The sequence below is a fragment of the Chryseobacterium nakagawai genome (genome assembly GCF_900637665.1).
Lineage (GTDB): Bacteria > Bacteroidota > Bacteroidia > Flavobacteriales > Weeksellaceae > Chryseobacterium > Chryseobacterium nakagawai.
The window spans coordinates 1,848,351-1,869,322 of record NZ_LR134386.1 but is presented as its reverse complement, the minus strand read 5'-3'; the positions used below and the strand labels follow the sequence as shown (position 1 = coordinate 1,869,322).

At 34.2% G+C, this 20,972-nt stretch carries 26 protein-coding genes and 1 tRNA gene; 18 read left to right on the top strand and 9 right to left on the bottom strand.

What is annotated here, in order from left to right; genetic code table 11:
• Window positions 1-15: 15 nt before the first annotated feature.
• Window positions 16-360, bottom strand: coding sequence for a TfoX/Sxy family protein (locus EL260_RS08590; protein WP_123859759.1), 345 nt, complete (start codon window positions 358-360; stop codon window positions 16-18).
• A gap of 249 nt (window positions 361-609) precedes the next feature.
• Between EL260_RS08590 and EL260_RS08585 the strand changes: the two genes are divergently transcribed.
• Both EL260_RS08585 and EL260_RS08580 read left to right on the top strand, forming a co-directional pair.
• Window positions 610-1,050, top strand: coding sequence for a MarR family winged helix-turn-helix transcriptional regulator (locus EL260_RS08585; protein ID WP_123859758.1), 441 nt, complete (start codon window positions 610-612; stop codon window positions 1,048-1,050).
• 7 nt (window positions 1,051-1,057) lie between these two features.
• Window positions 1,058-3,472 (top strand): TonB-dependent receptor, encoded by a 2,415-nt coding sequence (locus EL260_RS08580; protein WP_123859757.1) that lies wholly within the window; start codon window positions 1,058-1,060, stop codon window positions 3,470-3,472.
• Window positions 3,473-3,856: 384 nt separating this feature from the next.
• On the opposite strand, the gene EL260_RS08575 is transcribed toward EL260_RS08580, so the two are convergent.
• Window positions 3,857-6,154 (bottom strand): polyribonucleotide nucleotidyltransferase, encoded by a 2,298-nt coding sequence (locus tag EL260_RS08575; protein ID WP_123859756.1) that lies wholly within the window; start codon window positions 6,152-6,154, stop codon window positions 3,857-3,859.
• A 440-nt stretch (window positions 6,155-6,594) separates the two neighbouring features.
• On the opposite strand from EL260_RS08575, the gene EL260_RS08570 reads away from it, so the two are divergent.
• Both EL260_RS08570 and EL260_RS08565 read left to right on the top strand, forming a co-directional pair.
• A complete protein-coding gene (locus EL260_RS08570; RefSeq protein ID WP_228445377.1) occupies window positions 6,595-8,007 on the top strand; it encodes a sugar MFS transporter in 1,413 nt (470 codons plus the stop codon).
• A gap of 415 nt (window positions 8,008-8,422) precedes the next feature.
• On the top strand, window positions 8,423-8,782 hold the full coding sequence (locus EL260_RS08565; RefSeq protein WP_123859754.1) for a DUF4260 domain-containing protein: 360 nt from the start codon (window positions 8,423-8,425) through the stop codon (window positions 8,780-8,782).
• An 87-nt stretch (window positions 8,783-8,869) separates the two neighbouring features.
• Here EL260_RS08565 and rpsO read toward each other — a convergent pair whose 3' ends face one another.
• Window positions 8,870-9,139 carry a 30S ribosomal protein S15 gene (gene rpsO / locus EL260_RS08560; protein WP_045494446.1) on the bottom strand — a complete coding sequence of 90 codons (270 nt, stop codon included), beginning with the start codon at window positions 9,137-9,139 and terminating at the stop codon, window positions 8,870-8,872.
• Between the two features lie 173 nt (window positions 9,140-9,312).
• On the opposite strand from rpsO, the gene EL260_RS08555 reads away from it, so the two are divergent.
• The 11 genes from EL260_RS08555 (at window position 9,313) to EL260_RS08540 (ending at window position 14,833) form a co-directional block, all read left to right on the top strand.
• Window positions 9,313-9,861 carry a pyruvate decarboxylase gene (locus tag EL260_RS08555; protein WP_123859753.1) on the top strand — a complete coding sequence of 183 codons (549 nt, stop codon included), beginning with the start codon at window positions 9,313-9,315 and terminating at the stop codon, window positions 9,859-9,861.
• A gap of 349 nt (window positions 9,862-10,210) precedes the next feature.
• The gene (locus EL260_RS25540) at window positions 10,211-10,357 is read left to right on the top strand and encodes a bacteriocin-like protein (RefSeq protein WP_164466617.1); all 147 of its coding nucleotides are present in this window, start codon (window positions 10,211-10,213) and stop codon (window positions 10,355-10,357) included.
• Between the two features lie 161 nt (window positions 10,358-10,518).
• Window positions 10,519-10,662: a bacteriocin-like protein gene (locus tag EL260_RS26270; protein ID WP_449506074.1), complete on the top strand. Its 144-nt coding sequence runs from the start codon at window positions 10,519-10,521 to the stop codon at window positions 10,660-10,662.
• 19 nt (window positions 10,663-10,681) lie between these two features.
• Window positions 10,682-10,825, top strand: a complete 144-nt coding sequence (locus EL260_RS25535) for a bacteriocin-like protein (RefSeq protein ID WP_164466616.1) — start codon at window positions 10,682-10,684, stop codon at window positions 10,823-10,825.
• Between the two features lie 33 nt (window positions 10,826-10,858).
• A complete protein-coding gene (locus EL260_RS26265; protein ID WP_449506073.1) occupies window positions 10,859-11,005 on the top strand; it encodes a bacteriocin-like protein in 147 nt (48 codons plus the stop codon).
• Between the two features lie 154 nt (window positions 11,006-11,159).
• Window positions 11,160-11,303, top strand: a complete 144-nt coding sequence (locus EL260_RS25530) for a bacteriocin-like protein (protein WP_164466615.1) — start codon at window positions 11,160-11,162, stop codon at window positions 11,301-11,303.
• Window positions 11,304-11,330: 27 nt separating this feature from the next.
• Window positions 11,331-11,486, top strand: coding sequence for a bacteriocin-like protein (locus tag EL260_RS25525; protein ID WP_164466614.1), 156 nt, complete (start codon window positions 11,331-11,333; stop codon window positions 11,484-11,486).
• Between the two features lie 20 nt (window positions 11,487-11,506).
• Window positions 11,507-11,668 (top strand): hypothetical protein, encoded by a 162-nt coding sequence (locus EL260_RS25520; RefSeq protein ID WP_164466613.1) that lies wholly within the window; start codon window positions 11,507-11,509, stop codon window positions 11,666-11,668.
• 161 nt (window positions 11,669-11,829) lie between these two features.
• The gene (gene mgtE / locus EL260_RS08550) at window positions 11,830-13,152 is read left to right on the top strand and encodes a magnesium transporter (protein ID WP_123859752.1); all 1,323 of its coding nucleotides are present in this window, start codon (window positions 11,830-11,832) and stop codon (window positions 13,150-13,152) included.
• A gap of 443 nt (window positions 13,153-13,595) precedes the next feature.
• Window positions 13,596-14,351 carry an ABC transporter substrate-binding protein gene (locus EL260_RS08545; RefSeq protein ID WP_123859751.1) on the top strand — a complete coding sequence of 252 codons (756 nt, stop codon included), beginning with the start codon at window positions 13,596-13,598 and terminating at the stop codon, window positions 14,349-14,351.
• A gap of 14 nt (window positions 14,352-14,365) precedes the next feature.
• Window positions 14,366-14,833: a cupin domain-containing protein gene (locus tag EL260_RS08540; RefSeq protein ID WP_123859750.1), complete on the top strand. Its 468-nt coding sequence runs from the start codon at window positions 14,366-14,368 to the stop codon at window positions 14,831-14,833.
• Between the two features lie 50 nt (window positions 14,834-14,883).
• On the opposite strand, the gene EL260_RS08535 is transcribed toward EL260_RS08540, so the two are convergent.
• Window positions 14,884-15,333, bottom strand: a complete 450-nt coding sequence (locus tag EL260_RS08535; protein WP_123859749.1) for a GAF domain-containing protein — start codon at window positions 15,331-15,333, stop codon at window positions 14,884-14,886.
• Between the two features lie 11 nt (window positions 15,334-15,344).
• Window positions 15,345-16,772, bottom strand: a complete 1,428-nt coding sequence (locus EL260_RS08530; protein WP_123859748.1) for a TonB-dependent receptor — start codon at window positions 16,770-16,772, stop codon at window positions 15,345-15,347.
• A gap of 54 nt (window positions 16,773-16,826) precedes the next feature.
• On the opposite strand from EL260_RS08530, the gene EL260_RS08525 reads away from it, so the two are divergent.
• The 3 genes from EL260_RS08525 to EL260_RS08515 all read left to right on the top strand — a co-directional run bounded on the left by EL260_RS08525 (window position 16,827) and on the right by EL260_RS08515 (window position 19,065).
• Complete coding sequence (locus EL260_RS08525; protein ID WP_123859747.1) at window positions 16,827-17,594, top strand: MBL fold metallo-hydrolase; 768 nt, start codon at window positions 16,827-16,829, stop codon at window positions 17,592-17,594.
• A gap of 93 nt (window positions 17,595-17,687) precedes the next feature.
• Window positions 17,688-17,767, top strand: a tRNA-Leu gene (locus tag EL260_RS08520).
• Window positions 17,768-17,871: 104 nt separating this feature from the next.
• The gene (locus EL260_RS08515; protein ID WP_123859746.1) at window positions 17,872-19,065 is read left to right on the top strand and encodes a site-specific integrase; all 1,194 of its coding nucleotides are present in this window, start codon (window positions 17,872-17,874) and stop codon (window positions 19,063-19,065) included.
• 74 nt (window positions 19,066-19,139) lie between these two features.
• Here EL260_RS08515 and EL260_RS08510 read toward each other — a convergent pair whose 3' ends face one another.
• The 4 genes from EL260_RS08510 to EL260_RS08495 form a co-directional block, all read right to left on the bottom strand.
• Window positions 19,140-19,385 (bottom strand): hypothetical protein, encoded by a 246-nt coding sequence (locus EL260_RS08510; RefSeq protein ID WP_123859745.1) that lies wholly within the window; start codon window positions 19,383-19,385, stop codon window positions 19,140-19,142.
• A 74-nt stretch (window positions 19,386-19,459) separates the two neighbouring features.
• Window positions 19,460-19,879 carry a hypothetical protein gene (locus tag EL260_RS25920; protein WP_123859744.1) on the bottom strand — a complete coding sequence of 140 codons (420 nt, stop codon included), beginning with the start codon at window positions 19,877-19,879 and terminating at the stop codon, window positions 19,460-19,462.
• Window positions 19,880-19,889: 10 nt separating this feature from the next.
• On the bottom strand, window positions 19,890-20,531 hold the full coding sequence (locus EL260_RS08500) for a DUF3560 domain-containing protein (protein ID WP_123859743.1): 642 nt from the start codon (window positions 20,529-20,531) through the stop codon (window positions 19,890-19,892).
• 64 nt (window positions 20,532-20,595) lie between these two features.
• Window positions 20,596-20,937: an NADPH-dependent FMN reductase family protein gene (locus EL260_RS08495; protein WP_123859742.1), complete on the bottom strand. Its 342-nt coding sequence runs from the start codon at window positions 20,935-20,937 to the stop codon at window positions 20,596-20,598.
• Between the last annotated feature and the right edge of the window lie 35 nt (window positions 20,938-20,972).

The following is a 20,972-nucleotide window of genomic DNA, read 5'->3' as shown; positions in this document are numbered from 1 at the left end:
TATTTAAAGAATATCCTACCTCTTCTTCGAAGTCTTAGCAATTGTGTTATAATCAAGACAAAGCTTCATCCAATATTCAAAATCTTCGGGTTTCTGAAATCCATCAGGTTCTACATAGCAGTATTCCTTTAATTGTTTCCCTCTCATAATCATAGGAAGAAAACCCGTTTTCTCCGCTACTTCTTCTTCCTTTTCAGGGTTATAGCGGCACATCAGGTTGTCGTGGCTGATGTTGATACACATTTTGTCATTTACCAAAAATGCCAGTCCACCAAACATTTTCTTTTCCTCTACTTTAATATCATTCAACTGGGCCAGCCATTCTCTAACCCTATCAGCCAATTCTATATTGTAAGCCATGATGAATACATTTTATCTTTCAAAGCTATTTAAAAATTATATTCTATTTACTTTTTTTGAATGAATTTATTTTACATCGCCTAATGATTCCCCTTATTTGGACACTTTTTGAATCAGAAAAACATCCTACTCTGTCAAGTGTTTTTAACTTTTAATAAAAATATTTTTAGAAAGCTGTAACAAAGAACAAATGTCATCAACTAATTAATTGATATATCAATAATTGATAAATCATATTAATTTGAAAACATGGAAAAATTAAATTCAATCATATTCTATAACATAGACAAAGCTATCAGAGCCTATAGAAACTATGCACAACGCCAACTGAAAGCAAGCGGTTTTACAATCACTATCGATCAGTGGCTTATCATCAAAGCAATTCTGGAAAACCCGGGAATTACCCAGAATGAAATTGGTGATCTGGTTTTTAAGGACAATGCATCTGTGACGAGAATTATTGATCTAATGGTAAAATCTGAATATATCACAAGACATGTTCATCCTGATGATCGTAGAAAAACAAACCTGGAAGTAACAGATTCTGGAAAAAAAGTCATCAAAGAGGTTCAGAATATCGTAGAAAATAATCGCAAGATTGCTTTGAAAGGAGTTTCAAAAGATGAGCTTGAAATGATGTATTCAGCTTTACTGAAAATTTCAGAAAACTGTCTCAAACTTAAAAAATAAAAACGCCATGGCCAGAATATTTGCACTCATTTTCATCTGGATACTGCTGCTGTCCACTAGCTTATTGTCAGCCCAGACGATACAGAACTTTTCCTTGTCGGGAAGTATTACATCTGATAAAGCAAAACAAATGGAGATTAGCCTTTTGGATGCTGAAAATAAGTTAGTAAAAACAGAAATCGCAGACTCCAACGGGAAGTTTAATTTCAATGATGTTAAAGGCGGAACTTATCGTTTAAAAATCAATAGAAACGGATCTGAAGTATATCATTCAGATGTTATTTCTTTAACTGGTAATATAACACTCCCTTCTATTGATCTCAATATAAAATCTATTGAAAGGGTAACGATCACCAAAGCCAAGCCTATGATCGAAAGACAGGATGGAAAAATGATTATGAATGTAGAAAACAGTATTGCCAGCACTGGAAATTCAGCTTTTGAGGTATTGGAAAAAGCTCCGGGAATCAGTATTGACAATAATGATAACATCAGCCTCCGCGGAAAAGGAAATCTCCTGATTCAGATTGATGGTAAAAATACACCAATGACCGGAAGTGATCTGGCCAACTATCTTAAAGGAATTCCTTCATCAACAATTGATAAAATAGAATTCATCACCAACCCTTCATCAAAGTATGATGCAGCCGGATCTTCCATTATCAATATCAAGCTTAAAAAAGAGCAGAGAAAAGGCACAAACGGAAGTATCTCAACTTCTTTAGGAGTGGGTAAATATGTGAAGAACAATAACAGTTTCAGCATCAATCACCGAAATAAAAAAATCAATGTATTTGCCAACTACAGCTTTGCTTACAGAGAAGCTTATAACGGCTTGGTGTTGGACCGGAACTTCTATGAGAACAATAACTTTCAAAAGGCTTATATACAGGATAACTACCTGAAGTTTAAGTTCAAAAATCATATCGCTAAAGCTGGAATGGATTATTACCTGAATGATAAAAATGTACTCGGATTTTCTGTAGGATTGGTTTCCAACAGATTCAATCTTAATGGGGATAATGCCAATACGACACTGGGAAGTTCCTACACTCCTGAAAGTACCTTTAATACACAAAATGTATCCAATGACCGTTGGACCAACGTTTCGGTTAACTTAAACCATAAATATACCATTGACTCTCTGGGATCAGAGATTTCCACAGATTTTGATTATATCAATTATTCCAACTCCTCTTTACAGAATTTTGAAACGAAAACCCATCAAATCATCAGCGGAACGGATCAACTTGATATCATGAAGGGAGACATGAATGGAAAATTAAATATTTACTCCTTAAAATCTGACCTTACCAAGAATTTAAAAAATGACTGGAAGCTTGAAAGCGGAATTAAGACCAGTTTTGTAAAAACAGATAATGATATGAAGTTCTTCAATGTTGACAATGGGGTTTTAAATCCTGATCTTAGAAAAACCAATCATTTTATTTATGAAGAAAACATCAATGCCCTCTATGGAAATGTATCTAAAAAATGGGATAAATTGAAAGCTACAGCAGGTTTAAGGCTTGAAAACACCAATGTAAAAGGAACACAGCTTGCCACCAACCAGGTGAACAAAAGAAACTACACTCAATTGTTCCCTAGTGCTGTATTATCTTATGACTTGACAGAAAAAAGCAATCTGGAAGTAAACCTCAGCAGAAGGATTACAAGACCAAGTTATAATCAATTGAATCCATTTAAACTTTATCTTGATCCTACGACCATGAGATCCGGAAATCAGGATCTGAATCCGCAGACTACAATGAATTACGAGCTTACTTACAGCCTCAGCAATAAATATTTTGCAACATTAAGCTATAGCAGAACCTCAGATAATATTACCGATATTCTGAAACCTATTTCAGAAAATGGACAGAATGTAACAGTGCAGACTTTTGAAAACCTAAACTCAGTATCCTATTACGGATTATACCTGATCGCTCCTGTAAAGGTTACCAAATGGTGGGATATGAACAACAGCGCTAATTTTTATTATGGTTCATACACCGGAAATGTTTCCGGAACACAGATCAACAACAAAGGAAACTTTACGTTTAATATCAACAGCATCAACTCCTTCAAATTAGGAAACGGATTTACGGCTGAATTAACCGGAAATTATAAGGCTAAAGAAGTGTATGCTTATCTGAACGTAAGTCCTAATTGGTATTTGAATATCGGTGCGCAGAAGAAGTTTAAAAACAACAGTACCCTGAAGTTCTCCTTCACAGATGTATTCTTTACCAGTAACATAAAAGGGCAAACCGTTTATAATGATTATCTGGAAAATTTTGCTGTAAAAAGAGACACACGGGTAGTAACGCTTTCCTATACTTACAATTTCGGATCCTCTAAGAATGGACAGCCGAGAAAAACCGGGGGAGCTGAAGATCTTAAACAGAGAATTGGAAGCTAGGCTTTCTGTTGTAAGGCGCTAGGATTTTATCTCCAATACAATTGATTATGGTTAGATTTTCCCGCAGATCTTGCTGAATACACAGATATAGGAAAAGTTTTTTAATGGCCACGAATGCACGAATGATCTTATTCTATGTTACTATGTAGTTTAAAAAACATTTTAATTGTAACCACATAATAACATAGAATTTATTTGTAAATAAAATAATTCGTGCATTCGTGGCAAAAAAATGTACTTACTGAAAATCTTTGATTTTCTTGCGCCTTAAAACAGCATGATACTTTAAACTCTTTGCAACTTTGCGTTTTCCAACAAGTAAATCATCTAAAAACAAGAAATCCCTCAAAATTGAGGGATTTCTTTTATATCTAAGAATGATTCTTATGCTTCAGTAGAAGGTTCTTGATTTTCCATAGGTTTTTCCCCTTGTGGTCTATCTTGTCCTTCAGGTCTTCTTTGCCCTTCCGGTCTTCTTTGTCCGTCTGGTCTTCCTTGTCCTTCTGGCCTTCTTTCTCCTTGTGGTCTTCCTTGTCCTTCAGGTCTACCTTGTCCTTCAGGTCTTGGAGGTCTTGGTAAAAGAACTTTACGGGAAAGCTTCATTTTCTTACGATCATCGTAACCCATAAATTTAACTTCTACTTCATCCCCTTCAGCATAAGGAACTTTGTCTAAACGAGCCCATTCAATTTCAGAAATGTGAAGAAGTCCTTCTGTTCCTTTAGCAATCGCAACGAAAGCACCGAAATCCATTACTTTCACAACTTTTCCATTGTAAACTTCTCCTACAACCGGTACAAAAGTAATTTCGTTGATTCTTGCAACAGCAGCATTGATTTTCTCTCTGTCTGTTCCTGCAATCTCGATACGTCCGATTTCACCAATTTCTTCAATAGCAATAACGGTGTCCGTATCTTTCTGCATCTGCTGAATGATTTTTCCTCCAGGCCCGATTACAGCACCAATGAAGTCTTTAGCGATCTCCATTACTACCATCTTCGGAGCGTGTGGTTTCACATCTGCTCTTGGCTCAGAAATAGTTTCAGTGATTTTATTTAAGATGTGTAATCTTCCGTCTCTAGCTTGCATCAAAGCCTTTTCCATGATATCCATAGAAAGACCCTGAATTTTGATATCCATCTGACAAGCAGTGATACCATCTGCAGTACCTGTTACTTTAAAGTCCATATCTCCAAGGTGATCCTCATCTCCTAAGATATCAGAAAGTACAGTGAATTTACCAGATTTTGCATCTGTGATCAATCCCATTGCAATACCTGAAACCGGTTTTGTAATCTTAACTCCGGCATCCATTAATGCTAATGTTCCTGCACAAACCGTTGCCATTGAAGACGAACCGTTTGATTCAAGGATATCAGAAACAATTCTGATGGTATATGGATTTTCTTCAGGAATAACTGCCTGCAATGCTCTTTGAGCTAAGTTTCCGTGTCCTACTTCTCTTCTTGAAGTACCTCTTAAAGGTCTTGCTTCACCTGTTGAGAATGGAGGGAAGTTATAATGTAGGAAGAATTTTTCGTCATGTTGCGTGATTACGCTGTCTACCATGTTTGCATCTTTTACAGAACCTAAAGTTACTGCTGTTAAAGATTGAGTTTCACCTCTTGTAAACACTGCAGAACCATGAGCTCCCGGAAGGTAGTCAATTTCTGACCAGATCGGACGGATCGTCTGAGGATCACGACCGTCAAGACGGATATTATCTTCAAGGATCATCTGACGCATTGCTTCTTTCTCTACATCATGATAATATACTTTTACGAAAGGAGTTACTCTTTCCAATTCTTCTTCATTATCAGCATATTGAGCAAGGAATTCTTCACGAACCGCTTTAAATTTCTCACCTCTCTCTTCTTTACCAGATGGAGTTCTTGCTACTTCATATACTTTATCGTAAGTTTCTTTCCAAACTTTTTCACGAATTTCTTCGTCGTGATTTTCGTGAAAATATTCTCTTTTTGGGAAAGCTTTACCTACTTTTTCTGCTAATCTTTCTTGAGCTTCAATTTGCTTTTTAATTTCAGCATGACCAAAATTAATAGCTTCTAACATTTCCTGTTCAGAAATTTCTTTCATTTCCCCTTCTACCATTACGATAGAATCTTTAGTAGCTCCAACCATAATGTCTAATTCAGAATTTTTCAATTCTTCATAGCTTGGGTTGATGGAAAGTTGTCCGTCAAATCTTACCACTCTTACTTCAGACATTGGTCCGTTGAAAGGAATATCAGTAATGGCAATAGCTGCCGAAGCTGCTAAACCTGCTAAATCATCAGGAATTGTTTTTCCGTCATAAGAAATTAGAGAAATCATCACCTGAACTTCTGCGTGGAAGTCTTCAGGGAAAAGCGGACGTAGTACTCTGTCTACTAAACGCATTGTTAAAATTTCCTGATCTGAAGGTCTTGCTTCTCTACGGAAAAAGTTTCCAGGAATTCTTCCACCTGCATAGAATTTCTCTCTATAATCTACTGTTAATGGTAAAAAATCTACACCAGGATTTGCTTCTTTATTGGCTACAACAGTTGCTAAAAGCATTGTTCCGCCCATTTTTACTACCACAGATCCATCAGCCTGCTTAGCTAATTTTCCTGTTTCAATAGTGATTTCTCTGCCATCAGCAAGAGTAATCATTTCTGTAAACGCTTGAGGTATACTCATAAATTTGTCTTCTTAATACTCCGTATTGAGTATGAATTAATATTTAAACTCTTTAAATTTCGTGTGCAAAGGTACTATATAATAATGAAATATTAAATTTTTCATTTGCATAAATAGGCTCTCAAAATACAAAATTTTGGCTATCAGGGGATGAAATATTTAAAAATTTCCATCGGTAATCTGAACTTATTCTTTATTTGTGAAAATAAAAATCTGTTTTTTTGAGATAATATATTGAAAAATCCTGTTGTTTTTGTATTATTGTCTCAAAAAATGGAAATAATACTTTAATTCAATAAAAGTATACATCCCTTTATAAAAACAATCAAAACAATTGCAAAAACAGGGGTTGATCCCTATATTTGCCCTACTTCACCAAATACCAATGCTGTAGGCAAAAAAAGATAAGGACTTATCCTTATACAGATAAATAAATGTTTATGAATAAAGAAGTACAAACTCAAGGCAGGAATTATACGGTTCCGTTGATTACCATCACCCTGCTGTTTTTCATGTGGGGATTCATCACCTGCATGAATGATATCCTGATCCCCTATCTGAAACAACTTTTTAAACTCACCTTTTTCGAATCCATGCTGGTACAGTTCTGTTTCTTCGGAGCTTACTTTATTGGATCTCTGATTTATTTTCTGATTTCCATTTCCAAAGGTGACCCAATCAATAAAGTAGGATACAAAAAGGGAATTTTGTTCGGAATTGGTTTAGCGGCATTAGGCTGTATCTTATTTTATCCGGCAGCAACATTCTCTTATTATCCCTTATTTTTGGGTGCTTTATTTATTTTAGGATTAGGATTTACGGTTTTGCAAATCACTGCCAATGCTTATGTTTCATTGCTTGGTTCAGAAGAGTCCGCATCCAGCCGATTGAATATGACACAGGCTTTCAATGCTTTTGGAACAACGATTGCACCGGTATTGGGCGGGCACCTAATTTTCGAACTGTTTTCTGAGCCGGATGGTACTTTCAGTGCGGTTGCTACCAGAATTCCCTATTTAATTTTTGCGGCCATCCTTCTATTGGTAGGATTATTAATTTCAAGAGTAAAATTGCCTTCATTTCAAACAGAAACCGAAGAAACGGTACAGGGTTGGGGAGCATTGAAATTCAACCATTTAAAATTTGGAGTTTTTGCTATGTTTTGCTACGTAGGTGGTGAAGTGGCGGTAGGAAGTTTCATTATCAGTTTCCTTGAAGAAACCATGAAGTTCAACGAAGCGATCAGTAAAAATTACCTTTCCTTATACTGGGGTGGTGCTATGATTGGACGTTTCTTAGGTGCCATTTCATTAAACCAATCTATTAGCCAGGCTAAAAAAGCAGTATTCATGTTAGGGGCTGCAACATTAGTTTTCCTGGTCATTTTCAGTATTGTAAACCTTAACTTTGAACAAATAAGCTTCTTTTTAGTATTTATTTTACTGAATTTTGCAGCCTTCTTTGTGGGCAAAGCAGCGCCAGCAAGAACGTTGTCTATTTTTGCGGCTATCAATGTTATTTTATTGATTTCAACGATGGTTAACCATGGAGAAATGGCTATGTACAGTGTTTTAGGAATCGGAATTTTCAATTCCATCATGTTCTCTAATATCTATACGCTGGCAATTTCAGGATTAGGAAAATATACAAGCCAAGGTTCATCACTAGTGGTAATGGCCATTTTGGGAGGTGCTATCGTCCCTATTTTTCAGGGTTATCTTGCCGATCAGTTTGGAGTACAGCATTCGTTCATTATTCCCGTATTCTGTTACCTGGTGATTTTAATTTTCGGAGCTTACTGTACCAAGTATCTTGGGCATGTAGAAACTACTGAAGCTAAATCAGGTCATTAAATAATACACCTATAAAAAGTTATTGGCTGTTTCATTTCTGGAGCAGCCTTTCTCTTTCTCCAACATTTTTCTATGTAGCTATGTGGTGAGCAATAAATCTTTTATTTAAACCACAATAGGGACATAGATTAAAATCATTATTGTATTCGTGATGATTAAAAAGTAATGTAAAGCATCTGCCTCATCCACAAAATCTGCGAGAGCATTTACCAATAATCAATTTCATAAGAGATAAAATCCTTGTGTCTTACAACAGAAAGCCTGTAAAAATCTTAGCAAATTAGCGTTTCCCAGCATTATTACTTATCTACGCTTGCAATAAAGAACAATATTTCGTCTTTCCATATTCTCCGTATGTAACATTGCTTTCAAAATTCCGACTTACTTTTACAGATCACTTAAATTTTATATTCTGATGAAAACCCAATTAAAACTCGAATACACTGCATTTCTAGTGCTTGGAGTTTTTGCTTTTGCCCAAACAGGATATTCTTGGTGGTGGTTTGCTGCTTTGTTCCTTACGCCTGATATTTCTATGCTTGGATATACAATAAATAATAAAGTAGGTGCATTCTGTTATAATTTATTTCATCATTTTGGAATAGCTGTTGCTGTTTATCTTATAGGAACTACCCTATCACTCCCCTATTTACAAATGATCGGAACTATTTTGTTCTCCCATTCTGCTTTTGATAGAATATTAGGATATGGGTTGAAATATCCGGATAGTTTTCAGAATACGCATTTGGGGAAGATTGGAAAGAAGATGAAATGATATAAGATAAGTTTGTCTTTGCTTGGATATATTACAATAAAAAAGCAACCTCTTTCGAAGTTGCTTTATTTTGAAAATCTTTATAGATTATTTTCTTAGTCCTAATGCAGCAATAATTGCTCTATATCTTGCGATATCTTTTTTCTTAAGGTAATCTAATAAACTTTTTCTCTTACCTACTAATTTCACTAGAGATCTCTCTGTGTTGAAATCGTGACGGTTAGCCTTTAAGTGCTGAGATAAGTGATTAATTCTGAAAGTGAAAAGAGCGATTTGTCCTTCTGCGCTTCCTGTGTCTTGTGCAGATTTCCCGTGTTGTGCGAAAATTTCCTGCTTTTTGTCTGTTGTTAAGTACATTCCAATATTGTTTAATGATTATTATGTAACGGGTGCAAAATTACGACTATTTTTTGAATCTGCAAACATTATTGATTTCATAAATCAAATTTGATAGAAAAAAATGTTAAAAATTTCTTAATAAATTTTACACAATTCAACGAAAAGGCAGTAATTTTGCATTCGAATTACAAATGAGAAAATTTATATTCTTTACAGCAATTATTACTTTTTTATTCATTGGCCTTACTTCGGTAAAAGCACAAAGAAATGCTGATGATAAAATAAAGAAAGTTCTATACTTCAATCCCGAGGTAGAGCCTGATATTGATGAGATAAAGGAACCTACCAACAATGCATTCTTTGATGCTGTTTCCGATAACTTTAACAATAGAAGAAATAAAATGCTTCGTGCAGAAGTGCAGGTTCCCTTCGATAGCATAGACAAACAAACTATTATGGATTATTGTTCCAATAATGATGCTGATTTTGCTATTGTTTCCAAAGTCCGTTATTTCAAAGTAGGTTTTGGAAAGTATGTTTTCTCAAATCAGGTGGTGGTGAGCATGAAGCTTTTTGGAGCCGACGGAAATCTGGTGACAGAAACAGATCACGACACCTATCGTAAAAATATGCGTCTTCTTGGTTCTACTGTCAATTCTGTAAAAATAGGTACAGAAGGAGCGATTAAAGGAATCATTAAAAAGCTAAGAAAGCTCAAGCCTACAGATACAGAATTGTAGCATTTAAACTTCAACGAAATATGCATACCGCTATTGACGAATTATCAATGGTTAATTTTGTTTCACAAATCAATCATTAATGATTGATATTTTTTTTCTCTTTTATTTCAATTCTCAAATGAATTTGTTGTCTTTGTTCAAAAACTCGGCATTGGATGATGATATATTTATCTATTTCTAACCATAGGGATTCTGCCTTCGATAAAATCGTTTCTATTCTCTTTTATAAAACCTACTCTAAACCCACAATTATTTTACATTCAGTTGATTTCCAGTTAAATATTTTCACCAATAGATGAATAATTGAAAATTATTTACTATTTTAGTCTGACAATAAAATCTAAATTATATGAAAAATTTAAAGAAAATCAACAGAGAAGCAGCAAAGCAAATCAATGGCGGAGCTATTGCAAGATGTAGCAATACAAGACCATGTACAATAGGATGGTGTTGTGATGGTGCTTGTAGTCCTTACATGTGTCCTATAATAGATTAGAAAATAAAACTACTTTTAGCATCTGTTTTTACAGATGCTTTTTTATAATTAAAATCAAAAAAAAGAACATAATAAACTGATTACCAATCAAATATTTTCACCAATAGATGAATAATTGGAAATTATTTACTATTTTAGTCTGACAATAAAATCTAAATTATATGAAAAATTTAAAGAAAATCAGTAGAAAAGCCGCCAAGCAAATCAATGGTGGATTAATAGGAAAATGCAGTAGAACCAATCCATGTACTGTGGGCTGGTGTTGCAATGGTGTTTGTTCACCCCGTGCTTGTATTGAAAATTAGAATCATTAAAAAAAATCACATGAAAAATCTAAAGAAAATCAGTAGAGAAACCGCAAAACAAATTAATGGCGGAAAAATGGAAAGATGCAGTGATATCAATCCATGTGTCGTGGGATGGTGTTGCAATGGAATCTGTTCACCATTCATTTGTATTGAATTCTAACATCATTAAAACTAACTATTTAAAACAAATCACATGAAAAATTTAAAGAAAATCAATAGACAAGAACAAAAGAACATTCAAGGAAGTGGAATTATCAAAAGATGTACAGAACATTTTCAATGTCCCGGCGGAGCATGCTGTCGAAATACATGTGTTCTCAACCCTTGTGCAATGGAATAAACATCTATTCATATAATATCTGTTGTTACAGGTATTTTTCTTTCACACAAAACAATAAAAATCAAATACTCATTTCCAGATAATCATTTTCACTAACAAATGAATAATTGGAAAATATTTATTATTTTGGTATAACAATTAAATCTAAAAAACTATGAAAAATCTAAAGAAAATCAGTAGAGAAACTGCCAAGCAAATCAAGGGAGCAGGTCTTACAAAATGCACAGAACATTCACAATGTATTTTCGGAATGTGCTGTAAAGGTGTTTGTATGGAATATATCTGTTTTGAAGAATAATTTTGAAACTTAAAAAAATTTATTCTCATGAAAAATTCAAACCTTAAAAAGCTCAGTAGACAAGCTGCCAAAGAAATTAATGGTGGCATAGGACTTTTCAGATGCAGCGAAAAGAGACCTTGCTCCGTTGGATATTGCTGTAATGGAGAATGCATTGATCATGATTGTCCGATAGAACCTTAATCCTAAATTTATTCTTGGTCATGAAAAACTTTACCCTTAAGAAACTAAATAGGCTTGAGCAAAAAAACATTAAAGGAAGCGGAATAAAAAAGTGTGGTGACAATTCAGATTGCGGGCCATACCAATGCTGTACCAATGCTGTTTGTACCTACATTCCTACTTCAGAATGTGAACCCAATTAAAGAATATTGGAATTTTAAATTTAATTTTTAACATCCGCTTCGGTGGGTGTTTTTTAATGCCTTTTTCGGATTTCAGACTTTAATAAATCCTTAAATTTCCCAGTTTATTGCTCAGTCTTAAAAATTTGAATTATTTTTGCATATCCTAAAAATTTTACGTTTTGAATTCTAGAGACGAACTTATCTTCAATCCTGCCGATATTGCCGAAACTCTCAGCGAACTTCCAGCTGACGAGCGACTGCTCGCATTTTTGAAAGTTCCGAAAGAATATAAAGCTGAAGTTTTCTCCCATCTTGACCCAGACTTTCAGGAAGATACGATTAGAAGTATCGGAAGCGACGAGGTTTCCGAAATTTTGAATGCCATGACTCCTGATGACAGGACTGCCCTTTTTGAGGACTTTCCGGATGAATTGATCAAGTATTCGATCAATCACCTTAATCCACAGGAGAGAAGGATTGCCTTAAAACTATTAGGCTACAATTCTGATTCTATTGCCCGTCTGATGACGCCTTATTATATCCAGATCCGTAAGGAATGGAGTGTAAAACGATGCCTTCAACAGATTAAAAAGGTAGGAAAAAGAGTGGAAACCATGAACTACCTGTATGTAGTAGATGAAAGAAACCGCCTGATTGACGACCTTGCTATCGGTACATTATTATTGGAAGAGGAAGATACTTTGGTGTCTGATATTACAGACAATCATTTTGTAGCAATTACCACTACAACTTCAAAAGAGGATGCGGTAACCTATTTTGAAAAATATGACCGTGGTGCATTACCAATTATAACGGAAGCTGGAGTTTTAGTTGGAATCGTAACCATTGATGACATCCTCGATCAGATTGAACAACAAAACACAGAGGATATTCAGAAGTTCGGGGGATTGGAAGCACTAGACCTTCCCTACACTCAAACTTCATGGACAGAAATGATTAAAAAAAGGGCAACCTGGCTGATTATTTTATTCGTTTCCGAAATGCTGACGGCCTCTGCAATGGGATATTTCGATAAAGAAATTGAAAAAGCAGTAGTTCTTGCCTTATTCGTACCACTAATTATTTCCAGTGGTGGTAACTCAGGATCACAGGCTGCAACATTGATTATCCGTGCCATGGCACTTCAGGAGATCAATCTCAAAGACTGGTGGTATGTGATGAGGAAGGAAATCATCTCAGGATTATGTCTGGGGGCTATTTTGGGACTTATTGGCTTTATCAGGATTATGCTTTGGCAGAAAGTAGGACTTTTTGATTATGGTCAATATTGGGTATATGTAGGACTCAGTGTGTCTATTTCCTTGATTGCTATTGTATTATGGGGAACTCTATCAGGTTCTATGATTCCGTTTGTTTTAAAGAAATTAAAACTAGACCCTGCAACCTCTTCAGCTCCTTTTGTAGCGACACTAGTAGATGTTACCGGATTGATCATCTATTTTACAGTAGCCGGATTTTTCTTAACGGGAAGACTTCTCTAGTTGCTTTACTTTGTCAAATTAACTCTCCATAATCAATATATATATATTAGATTAGGAAGAGCTAAAAAGATATTATTTAAGGCTGAGGGCAAAATATAGTCATTAAATCACATGGCACATGAGTCCCTGTAATTTCGCAAAACATTGTACAACCTCCTTTAGGCGGAATTATTTCACCTCCTTTAATATTTTTAAGTTCATTTCTCTTGATACTTTTTAAATTTTTCATGTTTAAAATTTATTTTGGTTAATTTTCCTACTCTATAAGCTTTTCGGATAACGCTATTTTTAGTTATCCAAAATAATAAATTAATCGACACCAATCACTCACTAGTGAAAATTTAACAACACCTACTTCAAAGCATGTCCCTTTTTCAAACTATTGAATTCAAATTAAACCCAGTTATTACCCTAAAACTTATATATTTTCTTATCTTTAAAATATGAAAGTGATCTCTCTAGTACCATCCATCACAGAGGCATTATTTGATTTAGGTCTCACTGAAAATGAAATCATCGGGCGAACAAAGTTCTGTATCCATCCCGAAGAAAGTATAAAAAATGTTCCGATTATTGGTGGAACAAAAAATATCAATATTGATAAAATTAAAGCTCTTCAACCGGATTTAATCCTGGCCAATAAAGAAGAAAACATCAAAGAGCAGGTAGAAGCTCTTATGGATGACTTCAAGGTTGTGGTAACCAATGTAGAAACGGTTGAAGACAATTATTACTTGCTTAAAAATCTTGGGAAACTTTTTGGAAAAGAAGAAAGAGCCCAACTTTTCAATCTTAAAATCTATGATGTTCTCAATCAGACTACACTTGATACTCCTGTAAAAGCAGCTTATCTTATTTGGAATAACCCTTATATGACGATTGGTTCAGATACATTCATCCATAAAATATTAACAGAAATAGGTTTTGAAAATATTTTTAAGGATAAAACCAGATATCCACAGATTACGGCTGAAGACCTGGAGAAAGCAGATGTAATCATGTTATCTTCTGAGCCATTCCCATTCAAAGAAAAACATATTGAAGAACTGCGCACATTTTATCCTGATAAAAAAATTATGATCGTTGATGGAGAGGCCTTTTCCTGGTACGGAACCCATATTGCCAAATGTGAGCATTATTTTAAAGAATTGCTGACTGAAATTCAAATAATGCAGCAAAGCATAAACTCTAAACATTAAACATTGAACTTTATATGTCTGGTACTGTTATATTATCTGAAGGTGCAGAATTTCATCACCTTATACAGGAAGTTTCGAAATATATCCGGCTTTATGTAATGCCGTTTGGAAGAGATGAACGAACTATCACACGTATAGATAAACGTGAAAATATGTATGGCGGAAACGGAACAGTGTATCTGATACAAATGTTTGATCAGAAAGAACTGGCGAATAACCGCTTAGCGGCTTATATGGTTTTACTGAATAAAGGCGATGAATCAGGGTTTCATACTCACAATGCACGGAACGAAGAAGAATTGTATGTGGTAGTGCAGGGAACCGGAGAATATCGGGAAAGGACTGGAAAAGAGGGGACAGTTCGTAAAAAAACACTTCAAAAAGGGGACATTACTGCTATCAGTTCTATAGGTTATCACTCTATTGAAAATACAGGTGATGAACCTTTAATTATGTTTGTTATTACCACCAATAATCCATAAAAAAACTCCGGCTCTACGAGCCGGAGTCTATATTTTCTTTGAAAATTCAATTACAAAATCTTGGATACTTCATTACAAAGCCATTCCAATAATTCACGGTCTTCAGCCGTAAAAGGATCTACTGTATGAGAATCAATATCAATCTGGCCAATGTTTTTCCCATCTTTAAAGATCGGAACTACAATTTCAGCCTTGGTATCAATTGAACAGCTTAAATAATTGCTTTCTTCATGTACATCAGGTACTACAAACGTTTCATTAGAAACAGCTACCTGGCCACAGATTCCTTTTCCGTAAGGGATGATCGTATGATCTGTTGGAGCTCCTACATAGGGTCCTAAGATCAATTCGTCTTTATCTCCGTTTTTAAAATAGAAACCAGTCCAATTGAAATAAGAGATTTCCTGATCCAACAAATGACAAACTTTTTCAAGTTTCTCTTCTGTATTATGTTTTGGACTTTCAAGAATAGAGGAAAGTCTTTTCTTTAATTCTGACATTATATTAATTTTTAAGAGAATTGTTTTAAAGGAAGTTCTTCTTTATAACCGAACATTCCACGCTCTTTAATCATTTCTGCTACACCTTCCGGAACCTGCGTTTCCCAGCCTTTAACGCAACATGCTATTTTTCTTAAAATTTCTCTTGAGTAAATTTCCAAGAACTCAGGATTATAGTTTGTAATATCTACAATACGCTTGTTGCGCATGAAATATTTATACAACTCCTTAAGGTTTTCTTCTACTTTAAGATTGGTAGAATCCAATAGCTGATGAGTTTCAGGATCTTTATAAGGGTACAGGTATACTCTCATTCCGTTTCGGAAAAACTTACCGAAAGCTTCAAGAATTCCTCCTGAAAGATTTTTATAGTATTTCTCATCAAATACCATCAATAAATTATTTACCCCCATTGCTACTCCGATATCTCCAGTGGTGTAGGAAGCAAAGTAATCAATCAGTCTATAGTATTCCGAGAAGTTTGAAATAATAACAGTATATCCTAATTTGCCCAGGATATCTACTCTATCCAGGAAGTCTCTTTCATCAATATCTCCATCTGCCCGAAGGTTGGAAATAGTAATTTCAATAAGGACCTCGGTTTCTTCATGAGTACAGATAGCATCTTTAAAAAACATATCCATCCCATTTCGAAGCATATCAATATTGACCTTCGTTACAGGTCTGAAACTTCCTCTTACCGCAAAGATATTTTTCTTATACAAAACATCTGCAGGAAGCATATTGTTTCCCTGAGAATTGAAGATCACTGCATCAGTCATTCCGTTCTTCACCAACTGAAGAGACATCAATCTATTATCAACGTAAGAAAAAGCAGGTCCACTGAAATCGATCATATCAATTTCAAGGTTGTCTTTTGCTACATCATCATATAAAGATTCTACTAAAGTTCTTGGATTATCGAAGTAATTAAAAGCTCCGAAAATCAGGTTTACCCCTAGATTACCCAGTGTTTCCTGTTGAAGAGTAGCGTCATTCTCATTGAATTTTACGTGAATGACAATCTCGTTGTAATCTTCATTTTCTTTAGTCTGAAAACGGATTCCCACCCAGCCGTGGCCTTTTACGGTCTTATCGAAGTTGATGGTGGTAACTGTATTGGCATAGGAAAAGAACTTTCTGTCCGGATTGTTATCCCTTGAAATTCTCTCTTCGATCAATGCTACTTCATAACGAAGCATTTTGCGAAGTCTATTCTGGGTAACATACCTGTTTTTTACTTCTTTTCCGTAGATGGCATCACTAAAATCTTTGTCATAAGCAGACATCGCTTTAGCAATCGTACCGGAAGCTCCCCCTGCTCTAAAAAAGTGACGAACAGTCTCCTGCCCTGCTCCAATTTCTGCGAAAGTACCATAAATAGTAGGATCTAGATTAATTGTTAATGCTTTTTGTTTAGGAGTTAGTTTCTGATACATTAGGACATTAAATTTTTTGTAAATTTACCAAAATTAAACCAACCTCAAAACAAAATGAAGTTGAAATTTTTAGGAACCGGTACTTCCCAGGGTGTGCCCGTTATTGGCTGCACCTGCGAGGTGTGTATTTCCGAAAATCCAAAAGACAAACGTCTGCGTTCATCCGTTATGGTAACAACGGATGAAAATAAAAAAATACTTATCGACTGTGGTCCTGATTTCCGGCAGCAAATGCTTACCAACCATGAGCATACGGTAGATCTTGCGCTGATTACTCATGAACACAACGATCATGTAATTGGGTTAGATGATATGCGTCCGCTTATTTTTAAAAGCGGAAAGGATGTTCCACTCTATTGCTATTCTAGGGTAGCACATGAGATTAAAAACCGTTTTCCTTATGCTTTTGCAGATGTAAGATATCCGGGAGCTCCGGCTTTTGAACTTCATGAAATTGAAAACAAACCGTTCCAGATTTTGGACACGGAAGTGACGCCTATTGAGGTAATCCACTTTAAAATAAGTGTTTTTGGATATAAGTTTAAAAACCTGGCCTATATTACGGATGCAGGTTTTATTTCTGATACCGAGAAAGAAAAATTAAAGAATCTGGATGTATTGATTTTAAACTGCATCAGAAAATTTGATCCACACCCTGCTCATTTTATTCTTCCCGATGTTATAAAACTATTTGAAGAACTAAAACCTAAAAAATTATTTTTAACTCACATCAGTCATCATTTAGGCTTGCATGACATTGAAGATAAACAACTTCCATCCGGAATGCACCTTGCCTACGATGGTTTGGAACTTAATTTTTAAAAATTTTTCTTCAAAAAGCTTTTGAACATTGAAAAAAGTTCCTATATTTGCACACCAATTTGAAACAAACAACATGTTTGGAGTAAACATCAAGCCCAGGTGGCGGAATTGGTAGACGCGCTGGTCTCAAACACCAGTTCTTAGGAGTACCGGTTCGATCCCGGTCCTGGGTACAAAAAGAAAAATTTACAACAAAAGGCAATTATTTTTTAATTGCCTTTTTCCTTTTAACCACAAGGTTTTTAGTGAGTTTAGTCATAATCTAAATATTATTACTATGAACCACATTAAAACACTTCAGGACGTATTTGACACGAGAAGAGACACGAAAAAGATCTTCGTGGCTATGACACACAATTTTGCAATTCGTAACGACAAAAGAAAAGATGGAAAATCTTTACTATTCCTAATCATTCGAAAGAACGGAACAAAAAAAACTATGAATCTCGATATAAAAATTGAACAAAAATATTGGGACGATCAAAAAAAACGTGTAAAAAAATCTGAAAACTTTGAAAGCTTCAATATAATATTAGATACAATTGAAGCCAAAATAACTATAATCAAAAGAGATTTCTTTTTAGCTGAAAAAGTATTAACCCCTGAACTTTTAATTGATGCATTAAATAACAATATTCCGGAATTTGATTTTATCTCTTTTTGCTTATATCATATCGATAATTCTGTTCTTGCAAAAAATACAATAAAGCAGCAGAAAACAGTGATTAATAAATTGAAAGAATATAGAAAGGAAATTCCATTTTCAATGCTAAGCCTTGATTTCTTTGATAAATATAAAAAGTACTTATTGACAAAAAAGGGAAATTCTGATCCTACTTGTTTCACTGATTTTAAAGTAATTAAAAAATTCATTAACCTTGCTGATGACAGAGGAATTAAACTTCCTTTTGATAAGAAAAAATTTATAGTACAGGAACCTAAAACTATTCCAACTTTTCTCCTACCTGAAGAAGTATCTAAATTAGTTCAGTATTTCTTTTCAGAATTTATTGCTCCAATTCATTCATTACCATTAGGCTATTTTTTATTTTCATGTTATACTGGATTAAGAATTTCTGATATCCAAAATTTGAAAAGAAAAGATATTGAAATGGAAGTATTTAATTTTTCCCACATTAAAAGCAAAAATTTCCAGCCAATGCGTATTAATGATGAACTACGAAAAATAATAGATTTCTGCCCCTCTTTATTTGTTGACAGATTAAGTGATCAAAAAATAAATAAACACTTGAAAACAATTGCTGTTAATTGTAGAATAGCTAAAAACCTTACTATGCATGTAGGCCGTCATACCTTTGCCACAACTATACTAATTAATGATGGGAGTATTGCAAAACTCCAAAAGTTACTTGGACATACGAAAATAAGTAATACTATGAGATATGGTCATCTAGTTGATGATGATGCTCTGAGTGAAATTGAAAAAGTAACTTTTTTTAAAAAAGAATAAAACAGATAGGAAAGTCATTAGAAATTTATAAAACAAAAAAACACTCTGAAAAGAGTGTTTTTTACGTTTAATTTTTACGATTTTGAAAAACCTTTTATATTAATACAGATAGATATAACTGATATAACACAACAAATTACAAATACATTATATGTTAGAAAATCAGCCATACTGAAAAATATTCCATCACCTATTCCAGCAGAAGTAACAACTTTATCTTTGTTTAAAAATTCAATATCTTTTCCAAACATTATTAAACCCAATAATATTGTAGTAAAGATTCCTAATGCAATTCCTAATTTTAAGTTTAGCTTATTCATACATCAAAGTTATAATATATATTAATTTAATTTTATGGTTTTCCGTAATTTAGCCAACATAGTTTAATTTATAACTATTGTGTTCTAAAATCTCGATTAAGTTCATAAGTAAGAAAATAATAAAAAAATAATGCTTTTACAGATTTGTTTAATTTTCTTTCTCCAGAAAAAAACAGACTTAAAGAGGACTTATCTAAGGCTACTTGTGAAACAAGATCATTTGTATTCAATCCAAATTCTTTCATTTTATATTGAATCCATTCCGGTGTGACTAAAGAGACATCCAAGGAATATCTGATCGGTTGGATTTTAGCTCCTGGAAATATTTCTTTCGCTCTTTCAATTAATTCTTTTTTATTCAAAATATACCCGTTAATAATTCTACTCTGAACTATTCGCACAGTATTATCATTTAGGATCTCGATATCAATTCCTACTTTCTTATAATTTTGAATTGATATTTGCTGATCTTTTGTTATTTTGATTGTATCCATAATTTATTTTTTATCCCCACAATTTCTTTGCTAACTCAAAATTCTTCTGAGCCTCGTTTACTGCTTTTTTAGCGTATTGTAAAGCCATGGAATGCCTTCGTTGAATTGTCCCATTTTTCATTCCTTCATGCTCCATTTTAGCAGCTTGTAATTTATATTCATAGTATTCGATACTCTCCGGCATAGATAGATTAATATCTTTCGCTCTTTTCTCCCAGTATTCAGCTTTACTCTCATGCGATTCAGCTTTTTCAGACATTGCAATTGCTCTGCCCATTCTATTCCAATTTCTCTCAATTAAAGCTCTATGTCTTTTTTCACTATGGTGACCAATTTTAATTGGTTCTGCTAGTCTTAGAAAATCGGCACCTTCATTGGAGGCTTCATGATACTGAGCACTTTTCTTTTCTGCTGATGCTGCCCAACTATTATACTTTGTTGCTTTTGCTTCTGCTCGTGTACGAGTATTTGTACCATCAACCCTTATAATTGAATAAAAGAAAAAGCCATCTTTCTCATACATGAGATTGAAGATCTCACTCTCATTTTCCTTTCCATATTTAGTAGTAACGTTTATTACATCACCTTTAGCGTGCCTTTCTACGCATTTAGCTAAAAACACATTAGGTCCAAATTTACTGTAAGTATTCATATTATTTAGTATTAAGGTTTAATATTTAAAGGAAAAACAAAGGGGCGGGGCTTGCTCCCCTTTGTTAAATTCTGATTTCTTTTAGGTTAGTAATATCAAAAATTGCAATCTGTTTTTCTTGCTTTGCAAATTCTATTGCTTTATCAAGTTCTGAATTTTTGAAGATTTTTATTGAATCAAAGTAGAATTTACTGTTTTCTACATTTAGCCATCCTCCCAGGGTTTTTCCATTTTCTAATGAGTGGCTAATTACTTTCTGTAAACTTTCCTTATCAAACGAATCCTGTGTTTCTAAATAGGCAACTGCAATTCCAAATTTGACAGGTTTTAAGGTTTCTAAATTTAAGGTAAATCCTTCAGGGTTGTTTAGTGAGTATTCCCAAACTCTTTCAATTAAGTGTTCCATTTTAGTAACTTGTTTTGTTTTTCGATTAATATTAA

Bases quoted from the DNA above. Each gene is read 5' to 3' on its own strand.
- EL260_RS08590 (WP_123859759.1), bottom strand. From the start codon at position 360: ATGGCTTACAATATAGAATTGGCTGATAGGGTTAGAGAATGGCTGGCC.
- EL260_RS08585 (WP_123859758.1), top strand. From the start codon at position 610: ATGGAAAAATTAAATTCAATCATATTCTATAACATAGACAAAGCTATC.
- EL260_RS08580 (WP_123859757.1), top strand. From the start codon at position 1,058: ATGGCCAGAATATTTGCACTCATTTTCATCTGGATACTGCTGCTGTCC.
- EL260_RS08575 (WP_123859756.1), bottom strand. From the start codon at position 6,154: ATGAGTATACCTCAAGCGTTTACAGAAATGATTACTCTTGCTGATGGC.
- EL260_RS08570 (WP_228445377.1), top strand. From the start codon at position 6,595: ATGAATAAAGAAGTACAAACTCAAGGCAGGAATTATACGGTTCCGTTG.
- EL260_RS08565 (WP_123859754.1), top strand. From the start codon at position 8,423: ATGAAAACCCAATTAAAACTCGAATACACTGCATTTCTAGTGCTTGGA.
- rpsO (WP_045494446.1), bottom strand. From the start codon at position 9,139: ATGTACTTAACAACAGACAAAAAGCAGGAAATTTTCGCACAACACGGG.
- EL260_RS08555 (WP_123859753.1), top strand. From the start codon at position 9,313: ATGAGAAAATTTATATTCTTTACAGCAATTATTACTTTTTTATTCATT.
- EL260_RS25540 (WP_164466617.1), top strand. From the start codon at position 10,211: ATGAAAAATTTAAAGAAAATCAACAGAGAAGCAGCAAAGCAAATCAAT.
- EL260_RS26270 (WP_449506074.1), top strand. From the start codon at position 10,519: ATGAAAAATTTAAAGAAAATCAGTAGAAAAGCCGCCAAGCAAATCAAT.
- EL260_RS25535 (WP_164466616.1), top strand. From the start codon at position 10,682: ATGAAAAATCTAAAGAAAATCAGTAGAGAAACCGCAAAACAAATTAAT.
- EL260_RS26265 (WP_449506073.1), top strand. From the start codon at position 10,859: ATGAAAAATTTAAAGAAAATCAATAGACAAGAACAAAAGAACATTCAA.
- EL260_RS25530 (WP_164466615.1), top strand. From the start codon at position 11,160: ATGAAAAATCTAAAGAAAATCAGTAGAGAAACTGCCAAGCAAATCAAG.
- EL260_RS25525 (WP_164466614.1), top strand. From the start codon at position 11,331: ATGAAAAATTCAAACCTTAAAAAGCTCAGTAGACAAGCTGCCAAAGAA.
- EL260_RS25520 (WP_164466613.1), top strand. From the start codon at position 11,507: ATGAAAAACTTTACCCTTAAGAAACTAAATAGGCTTGAGCAAAAAAAC.
- EL260_RS08545 (WP_123859751.1), top strand. From the start codon at position 13,596: ATGAAAGTGATCTCTCTAGTACCATCCATCACAGAGGCATTATTTGAT.
- EL260_RS08540 (WP_123859750.1), top strand. From the start codon at position 14,366: ATGTCTGGTACTGTTATATTATCTGAAGGTGCAGAATTTCATCACCTT.
- EL260_RS08535 (WP_123859749.1), bottom strand. From the start codon at position 15,333: ATGTCAGAATTAAAGAAAAGACTTTCCTCTATTCTTGAAAGTCCAAAA.
- EL260_RS08530 (WP_123859748.1), bottom strand. From the start codon at position 16,772: ATGTATCAGAAACTAACTCCTAAACAAAAAGCATTAACAATTAATCTA.
- EL260_RS08525 (WP_123859747.1), top strand. From the start codon at position 16,827: ATGAAGTTGAAATTTTTAGGAACCGGTACTTCCCAGGGTGTGCCCGTT.
- EL260_RS08515 (WP_123859746.1), top strand. From the start codon at position 17,872: ATGAACCACATTAAAACACTTCAGGACGTATTTGACACGAGAAGAGAC.
- EL260_RS08510 (WP_123859745.1), bottom strand. From the start codon at position 19,385: ATGAATAAGCTAAACTTAAAATTAGGAATTGCATTAGGAATCTTTACT.
- EL260_RS25920 (WP_123859744.1), bottom strand. From the start codon at position 19,879: ATGGATACAATCAAAATAACAAAAGATCAGCAAATATCAATTCAAAAT.
- EL260_RS08500 (WP_123859743.1), bottom strand. From the start codon at position 20,531: ATGAATACTTACAGTAAATTTGGACCTAATGTGTTTTTAGCTAAATGC.
- EL260_RS08495 (WP_123859742.1), bottom strand. From the start codon at position 20,937: ATGGAACACTTAATTGAAAGAGTTTGGGAATACTCACTAAACAACCCT.